The organism is Streptococcus raffinosi (assembly GCF_030284685.1).
Classification (GTDB): domain Bacteria; phylum Bacillota; class Bacilli; order Lactobacillales; family Streptococcaceae; genus Streptococcus; species Streptococcus raffinosi.
Window position 1 is genome coordinate 111492 of the sequence record NZ_JASUZV010000002.1, and the last position, 8757, is coordinate 120248.

The 8757-nt window shown below is 40.3% G+C and carries 10 protein-coding genes and 1 pseudogene; all 11 read left to right on the top strand.

Features of this window, described 5'->3' with window-relative positions; genetic code table 11:
• Window positions 1–155 precede the first annotated feature (155 nt).
• Window positions 156–1091 carry a CPBP family intramembrane glutamic endopeptidase gene (locus QRD39_RS02000; protein WP_285955476.1) on the top strand — a complete coding sequence of 312 codons (936 nt, stop codon included), beginning with the start codon at window positions 156–158 and terminating at the stop codon, window positions 1089–1091.
• A gap of 69 nt (window positions 1092–1160) precedes the next feature.
• Window positions 1161–1787, top strand: a complete 627-nt coding sequence (locus QRD39_RS02005; protein WP_285955477.1) for a hypothetical protein — start codon at window positions 1161–1163, stop codon at window positions 1785–1787.
• The gene (gene uvrB, locus QRD39_RS02010; protein WP_285955478.1) at window positions 1777–3768 is read left to right on the top strand and encodes an excinuclease ABC subunit UvrB; all 1992 of its coding nucleotides are present in this window, start codon (window positions 1777–1779) and stop codon (window positions 3766–3768) included. Before QRD39_RS02005 ends, uvrB begins: the two co-directional genes overlap by 11 nt.
• A gap of 63 nt (window positions 3769–3831) precedes the next feature.
• Window positions 3832–4296, top strand: coding sequence for an 8-oxo-dGTP diphosphatase (locus tag QRD39_RS02015; protein ID WP_285955479.1), 465 nt, complete (start codon window positions 3832–3834; stop codon window positions 4294–4296).
• A gap of 217 nt (window positions 4297–4513) precedes the next feature.
• Window positions 4514–5326, top strand: a complete 813-nt coding sequence (locus tag QRD39_RS02020) for a transporter substrate-binding domain-containing protein (RefSeq protein WP_285955480.1) — start codon at window positions 4514–4516, stop codon at window positions 5324–5326.
• Window positions 5327–5336: 10 nt separating this feature from the next.
• The gene (locus QRD39_RS02025; protein ID WP_285955481.1) at window positions 5337–6134 is read left to right on the top strand and encodes a transporter substrate-binding domain-containing protein; all 798 of its coding nucleotides are present in this window, start codon (window positions 5337–5339) and stop codon (window positions 6132–6134) included.
• A 348-nt stretch (window positions 6135–6482) separates the two neighbouring features.
• Window positions 6483–6644, top strand: coding sequence for a hypothetical protein (locus tag QRD39_RS02030; protein ID WP_285955482.1), 162 nt, complete (start codon window positions 6483–6485; stop codon window positions 6642–6644).
• Window positions 6645–6647: 3 nt separating this feature from the next.
• A complete protein-coding gene (locus QRD39_RS02035; protein WP_285955483.1) occupies window positions 6648–7514 on the top strand; it encodes a replication initiator protein A in 867 nt (288 codons plus the stop codon).
• Window positions 7515–7600: 86 nt separating this feature from the next.
• Complete coding sequence (locus tag QRD39_RS02040) at window positions 7601–7858, top strand: hypothetical protein (protein WP_285955484.1); 258 nt, start codon at window positions 7601–7603, stop codon at window positions 7856–7858.
• Window positions 7859–8228: 370 nt separating this feature from the next.
• Window positions 8229–8540, top strand: a complete 312-nt coding sequence (locus QRD39_RS02045) for a hypothetical protein (RefSeq protein ID WP_285955485.1) — start codon at window positions 8229–8231, stop codon at window positions 8538–8540.
• A gap of 4 nt (window positions 8541–8544) precedes the next feature.
• A pseudogene (locus tag QRD39_RS02050) lies at window positions 8545–8757 on the top strand (LPXTG cell wall anchor domain-containing protein); the annotation flags it as partial.

Genomic DNA, 8757 nt, shown 5'->3' on the forward strand with positions numbered 1-8757 from the left:
AAAGCCTTTGTTATCAAACTTTGAGAAGTTTGATGTTAGAAAATATAACAAGATTCGTCAATTATGAGAGCTATTTAAGAAGAAGTTGACAAGCCTATGTCAATTCGTTACACTGGAATCTAACACAAGTAAGGTTTGTAACAGGAGTTATTTAAATGAAAAAACGTATGCTTGAGAAATATACTAGACTATATGATAAAGTCCCAAGTTGGCTGATGATTATGCTCTCTTGCCTTATTGCTACTGGTTTTGTCCTTATAGGTGGACTGTTAGCAGGTTTTGTTGTAGGAATTCCGGTAGCCCTTGTCCTCTTTGTCATGATGCTAAATGGTAGTGTGCAACCGCAGGATATTAATGCAATCGCCTTTAAGTTATTCTCATCTGAGTATTTTGAACTGGGTGTTTTTGCCTTTACTGCTCTGATCGTCTTTTTCTGGGTCAAAGTTGTTGAAAAGCGCTCCATTCGTTCCCTTGGATTCTTTAGAGGCTCTATTTGGTGCCATATGCTCAAGGGCTGGGGATTTGGGACTCTACTCTTGTTAGTGAGTTTCCTCGGGACTTATTTACTTGGTGGTTTAGAATTTGTAAGAGTAGATTTTTCTCAGAGAACCCTCCTATATATACTATCCCTAATACCTTTCTGGTTTATCCAAGGTGGAACCGAGGAGCTGGTGACTCGTGGTTGGTTGCTTCAGACAGTTACTAATAAATTGAACCTTTCTTGGGGAATTGCTATTTCAAGTTCTCTCTTTTCAATGCTACACATGGGAAATCAAGGGGTTACCGCCTTGTCTCTTATCAGTATTGTTTTAGTAGGGGTTCTCATGGCCCTTTACATGCTCAAGACAGATAATATCTGGGGTGTCGCTGCCCTTCACGGTGCTTGGAACTTTGCGCAAGGAAATCTAGTTGGTGTGGCAGTTAGTGGACGGGATGTAGGCGGTAGCTTATTGCACTTTCAGGCCAGGTCAGGCGTTCCTGATTGGTTGTCAGGTGGAGCCTTTGGTCTAGAAGGAAATATCGTTACCTGTCTCGTTCTTCTGGTAGGTATCGTCATCCTCCGATTACAATTGAAAAAAGAAAATTTTTAAGGCTGAGTTCTAAAGACTCGGTCTTTTTACTTCTATGTTAAAATAGAAGAAACACTTGGAGGGGACAATATGATAGTTAAGCTTGATAGGGTCATGTTGAAATTGAAAATAGTGGTTGGCCTTATATTTTCCGTCTTGTCTTTATGGATTCTTTATCCTGAGCTCATTAGAGGTTCTCTTCGTGAAAATCCAGTCAAGTTATTCGTGGGTCTCATTGTTTTATTTTGGCTCTTATTATCCATTGTTATCCTCATAGACGGTATCGTAAATCTCAAAGGTCATGGTAACCTCTTGGAACTTGATGACAATTTCTTGACCTACTACGGCCAAGCATTTGGACGGAAAACCTTTGACATTCCCTTATCCGAGATTGAGTTTGTCAAGAAAGCTTGGACAACACGGATGGAGGATATTGAACGATCTTCGACGGTGAGATATTCTTTGAAACGCATTGAGCATGTCTTCGACTATGATGCCGAAGTTGATGATAAAAAGAGGTACCAGGTTTTGCTTGTCTTCTTCAAAAATGGTGAGACAGCTGTTACCTATGACAAAAAACTTGGTCATCAATCACGGAAGAAACGTGCCTATGTCGCTAAAATGCGAATGATTCAAATTCCGCTTACAAGTGGGGAAATTTTCTCCGACCAAGAGATGAATGATTACATAAATGAAAGGAAAAACCATGATAGATAGAAAAGAAGACAACCAATTCCATTTGGTTTCTAAATACGAACCTTCTGGGGACCAACCTCAGGCCATCGAAACCTTGGTTGATAATATTGAAGGTGGTGAGAAGGCTCAAATCCTAAAGGGAGCAACAGGGACAGGTAAGACCTATACCATGAGTCAGGTCATCCAGCGCGTGAATAAACCAACCTTGGTTATCGCCCACAATAAAACTTTGGCAGGTCAGCTTTATGGTGAGTTCAAAGAATTTTTCCCAGACAATGCTGTGGAATACTTCGTTTCCTACTACGATTTCTATCAGCCAGAGGCATATGTGCCATCATCAGATACCTATATTGAAAAAGATAGCTCTGTAAACGATGAAATTGATAAGCTCCGTCACTCAGCAACATCAGCCCTATTGGAACGCAATGATGTGATCGTTGTGGCTTCTGTTTCTTGTATTTACGGTTTGGGTTCGCCCAAAGAATATGCGGATTCAGCGGTCAGCCTTCGTCCAGGTCAAGAGATTTCTCGAGACAAGTTGCTCAATGACTTGGTTGATATTCAATTTGAGCGAAACGACATTGATTTTCAACGTGGGAAATTCCGTGTACGTGGCGATGTTGTCGAAATTTTTCCTGCCAGCCGTGACGAACATGCTTTTCGAGTGGAATTTTTCGGTGATGAGATTGACCGCATCTGTGAGATTGAGAGCCTGACCGGACGCAATCTCGGTGAAGTTGAGCACCTTGTTCTTTTCCCGGCTACTCACTTTATGACCAATGAAGAGCATATGGAAGAAGCAATTCACAATATTATGGAAGAGATGGAGGCTCAGGTTAAGCAATTTGAGGCCGAAGGTAAACTCATCGAGGCTCAACGTATTCGTCAAAGGACAGAATACGATGTTGAAATGCTTCGTGAGATGGGCTACACCAATGGTGTTGAAAACTACTCACGACACATGGATGGTCGTAAAGAGGGAGAGCCACCATTTACTTTGCTTGACTTCTTCCCAGAAGATTTCCTCATTATGATTGATGAAAGCCACATGACCATGGGACAGATTAAAGGAATGTATAACGGAGACCAAGCCCGTAAGAAGATGTTGGTTGATTACGGTTTCCGTTTGCCATCGGCTCTTGATAACCGTCCCCTTCGACGTGAAGAATTCGAGAGTCATGTGCATCAGATTGTCTATGTTTCTGCTACCCCGGGTGACTATGAGATGGAGCAGACCGAGACTGTGGTTGAGCAAATCATCCGTCCGACAGGGCTTCTTGATCCAGAAGTCGAAGTTCGTCCAACTATGGGTCAAATGGATGACCTCCTTGGTGAAATTAATGCCCGTACTGAAAAAGGCGAGCGTGTCTTTGTAACAACTTTGACTAAGAAGATGGCTGAAGACTTGACCGATTACCTCAAGGAAATGGGTGTCAAGGTCAAATACATGCACTCTGACATTAAGACCCTAGAGCGTACGGAGATTATTCGTGACTTGCGTCTAGGTGTCTTTGATGTCCTTATCGGGATTAACCTTCTCCGTGAGGGGATTGACGTTCCTGAAGTTAGTCTGGTTGCTATTTTGGATGCGGATAAGGAAGGCTTCCTTCGTAACGAACGTGGACTTATCCAAACGATTGGACGTGCTGCCCGAAATAGCGAAGGACACGTAATCATGTATGCGGATAAGATTACGGAGTCTATGCAGAAAGCCATGGATGAAACGGCTCGTCGTCGTGAAATCCAAATGGCCTATAATAAGGAGCATGGCATAGTTCCACAAACCATCAAGAAGGAAATCCGAGATCTTATTTCTATCACTAAGGCTAATGAAGCAGAAGTGGCTGAGGATACGGTGGACTACAGTGCCATGAACAAGAAAGAGCGCCAAGAAGCCATCAAGAAACTTCAAAAGCAAATGCACGAAGCAGCAGAATTGCTTGACTTTGAATTGGCGGCTCAAATCCGTGATATGGTGCTAGAGCTGAAGAGTATGGATTAATTGACACATTCCTGCCTCAGCCTTTATTCAAGCAATCTATTGTATATGAAAGAAAGGAAATATATGTCACGTTCACAAGCAACTATTTTAACGAATATGTGTCTCATCGAAGATGGCCGTGGAAACATTGTCATGCAAATCCGGGATCCAAAGCGTTATTCTTGGTCGGGAGCGGCCCTACCCGGTGGCCATATCGAAGCACACGAAGGTCTGGTAGAATCAGTTATCCGTGAGGTTAAGGAGGAAACTGGTCTGACCATCAAAAATCCTAAATTAGTTGGTATGAAGCATTGGTACACGACTGAAGATGAGCGTTATCTAGTATTCCTTTATAGAACTTCAGATTTTGAAGGAGAGATTCATTCAACAGAGGAAGGCGAAGTTCGCTGGGTTCCCCGAGAGGATGTGTCTAAGATGGAATTGGCCTATGACATGCTCAATCTTTTACGTGTCTTTGAAGAAGACAATCTCTCAGAACTTTTCTATCGGGAGCGCCTTGAAGATGACTTCATCCGAGAATTTTGGTAATAAAATGAACTATTTATTCAAATGAATGAATAGTTTTTTTATTATTTTTAAAATGATATGGAGAGCTTTAAAATAAAGGAAATTCCTAGTGATTAACAAGCAAAAAATTAATAAAAATAAAAGTTATAATCAATAAAAGTCCATTTTGCCATTGACAAATGAATAATAATACATTATTATACTTAAATAGTTAATAAATATAGAAAAGAGATTGATTATGAAAACATGGCAGAAATTTTTGTTGGGAATCGCTGGAGTCTTTGCTTTGACAACTTTGGCGGCTTGTTCGTCATCAAATAATACCTTGGATAAGGTCAAGGATAAGGGGACTTTAACAGTGGCGCTTAATCCTCACTTTGCTCCCTTTGAGTTTAAAACCCTCCAAGATGGTAAAGATACTGTCGTTGGGGCAGATGTTGAAATTGCTAAGGCTATTGCTGATGAACTTGGTGTGAAAGTCAAATTCTCTGAAATGTCCTTTGACAATGTCCTAGCCAGCGTTCAGTCTGGTAAAGCAGATATTGCCATTTCTGGTATTTCGGCAACTAAGGAACGTCAGAAAACCTTCGATTTCTCAGATACTTACTATGAGTCTGAAACAGTTCTTGTCGTTAAAAAAGACGACACAGGAACTTACAAGCAAACCAGCGACTTTGCTAAGAAATCTGTAGCTGTTCAAAAAGGTTCTATCCAAGAAAAAATTGCTAAATCTAATTTGTCAGATGCTAATGTCGTAGCTTTGTCACAACCTGGTGAAGCTATTAATGAATTGAAATCTGGTCAAGTTGATGGTGTCGTCCTCGAAAAAGCTATCGCTCAAGGTTATGTGGAACAAAATAGTGACTTGGCTGTGTCAGACATTAAGCTTAAATCAGATTCAAATGATGCTTATGCTGTAGCCATGCCTAAGGGAAGTGATGAACTAAAAGCTAAAGTCAACAAGGTGATTACTAAACTCAAAAAAGAAGGTAAGATTGATAGCTTTGTACAAGACGCTTACGCTCTCTCACTAAAGAGTCCTACTAAATAAGGAGTAAACAATGAAGAAATTTTGGTTTATGCTCACGGCCCTAGTCGCAGCCTGCGTTTTGGTCGCCTGTAGCGGAAGTCAGGGGGTGAAACCTCAAACGATTAAGGACAAGAAGAAAATTGTTGTCGCCACTGAATCAGAGTTTGCGCCTTTTGAATTCAAAACGCTCATTAATGGCAAGGACACTTTGGTCGGAGCAGATATCGAGTTGGCCAAGGCCATCGGAAAGAAATTAGGTGTCAAGGTCGAATTTTCCGTTATGTCTTTTGACAATGTCCTAGCTAGTGTGCAAAGTGGCAAGGCAGATATTGCCATCGCAGGGATCTCGGTAACAAACGAGCGTAAGAAAGTCTATGATTTTTCTGATAGCTATTACACCGCTGAAAATGTGGTTATTGTCAAGAAAGATAAGGTCAATGACTTTACAAGCACTGATAGTCTAGCTAAACAAACTGTCGGTACTCAAAAAGGATCTGTTCAAGAAACAGTCGCTAAGAAACAAATTCCGAAAGCTAGCGTGGTTTCACTGGCTTCAAATGGTGAAATGATTAATGAACTTAAGTCAGGACAAATTCAGGCCGTTGTACTTGAAAAGGCTATTGCCGAAGGGTACATCTCTCAAAATGATGATTTGACCCTTGCCAACTTTAACCTCAAGTCAGACGGTTCAGATGCCTATGCAGTTGCAACACGTAAAGGCTCAGATGACTTACTTAAAGAAATTAACGCCGTCATCAAAGAGACTAAAAACTCAGGCAAATTTGACCAATGGCTAAAAGAAGCATCGACTTACAAACAAAGTAAGTAAAATGAAAAGAGTTTCTATGATGAATTGAATAAAGGTTCTTTTAGAAACTTTCGTTAGGTGATGTTTGACATCAGCCAACTCCTTTGAAGTTCCGTGACTAAGTTTTTATCTAAGATTTCAAAATTTCTAAGCACCTGAAACGTGTTCGTTTCAGGTGCTTTCATCACGGCGGAAAGTCTCATTTGATGCTTACTTTGCTAACTTAAGAGAGTTTTCAAAAATATTCTTAAATCTAAAATGGGGAATACCCCAGTATGTGTCCCGATTTGGAAGATTAGAAAAATTACAAAGAGAGCGTTAAGAGCGTTCTCTTTTATTTATTTAAAAAATCTAATTTGGAGGTCAGGGATGACACCTAGCGAGCTAAATTCACGAGAAGCTATTATTTCTTTCTTGATGGAACAAACAGGGTTATCACGTCAGGAAACAGTCACCAGTATTGAAGAACTTGAAGCCTTTGGCTTAGTCGGTTTTGCTTCCAACGGTGATTTCAGACTGAAAGAGGTATAAGTAATGACAAAAATTCAGATGATTACAGCAGACGAATTTCAAACGTCAGAACGTTTCTATGCATTGCCCAAAATTCTTTTTGAAAGTGACCGCTATAAACAAATGCGGATTGACACTAAAGTTGCTTACGCAATTCTAAAAGATCGCTTGAGTCTTTCCCTGAAAAATAACTGGATTGACGAAGCAGGATATATTTATCTAGTTTATTCAAATGCTAATTTGATGGAAATTTTGAATTGTTCAAAATCAACACTTCTAAGAATTAAAAAGCAATTGACTGAGTACGGCTTGATTTATGAAGTTAAGCAGTCAAATAGTCAAAAAGGTACCCTCGCAAATAGAATATATCTAGGTCAATTAATTGACGACAAATCTACTAGAACCCTTGTAAACACTGACTTCTCTGAACCAGACACCCCCCCGGTGTCAGATTTAGACCAGGGGGGTGTCAGATTTAGACTAGAGGGGTGTCAGATTCAGACTAGGGGGGTGTCAGATTCAGACACTAATGATACTGATAACAGTGATACTAATATTAGCGACACTGACATTCCTTCTGAGGATGACGAGGAGATAGCTTACCCTAGTCAAGATGATAAATATCAAAACACGCTAAACCGAAAAGTTGATGAAGCGACACAGTACGATAGAGATTATATTTGGGGACTTGTATATGAACGTCTAAGACAAGAGAGGTTCTCAAAAGCTTCATCAGACTTTGTAATGCGTCACTTTGATGAACGTTATCAATACGCCCTAGAAAATATGCGCTATGCATCATCTACAGAAAAAATTGCAGAATTTGTTTTTAATGGCATTTTAGCTGTTTTCAATCAAGAGAGACGGAAACAAGAAAATACTAATGGATGACCTGGCAAATATAAGTAAGTACCTTCTTGAAAGCATGACCTGGATAAGTCGTTAAACTGTCACAAATGTTTTCAGGAGGTAGCAAAATGAAATTTGCTAAACTTACAACAAAAGCTATGCTTGCGGCCGCTCTTCTTGGAGTAGGCAGCGCTACTATTGAAGCGGTAAGTACTGCTAATGGTTCCAATGTAGCATCTGCAAGCTCAGGTGTGTATCGCACTTGGGAATATATGAGAGTTGGACGTAGAATCTACCGTAGAAGCGTATTAAAAGGATATGCTAAAAACGTTGGGTGGGTCTATGATAGTGTAGGCCAATGGACCCTTTATAGATATGCATACTAAGGTTATTGGAATTGGTATGTAGCAAGCTGCTTTAGTTTTGACCTTGGTAAGTCTTAAAACTGCTTTTGACCTTTGAAAACTGAATAATAATCTTTCGTCCTGATTAGTGATACTAAAGGCATAAAAAAAAGAAATGGGGGCGAAAGCGTAGCTAGTAGAAGTATATCTAGCGCCTGGTATCAAGTATAACAAAGGCACACTTACAAAAGTGAGTGCTAACGAGGTAGGACCCACAGTTAAAATGGTGTGGTTGGTCAAGCGGGCCGTGGCTACCAGCCTTATGAGTTTGAGGTGAACAAAGCTATAAACCTTACGTCAAAATGCAGATTTAACTATTTTTAGTTAAACAAAAGCAAAAAAGGAGTTCGAAATGAATGATACTCTTTTGAGATTATCAGATCTCAGGCAACTCGGTCTTGAAGGTGGTGTAATGCTATATCTTCAAGACGGTACCGTTGCCAAATGTCGGCCAAAGTTCGCAGCAATTCAAAAAAAAGAGCGAAAAAATGGACGAATTGTAAACGTGGAAGAGATTGTAGCTTTTGCAACCATATTTCAAACAATATCAGTCGTTAAACGGAATAATTTAGTTATTGCAAGAAAATTTGTGCAAAACAATCAATCCTTCCTTCGCTTAAGCGGTGTCGGTTATCACCGCAAGGAAAAGAAAAGAGAGGTATGAGACTTTGAATAAAGCAAAATTTATTTCACTTATCTCAACAGCAGTGCTTGCAACTGCATCATCAGGGGTTGGGGTTTTCGCTGATGAAACAACTCCTGTTAGTGACGGTTCAACTAGTCCAACGGTTAGTGTGACTACTCCTGTTCCAACAGACAAGGTTCCTGACACAAGCGCTAGTCATGTATCAGACGGGACTTCTGGTGTTACAGCACCTACC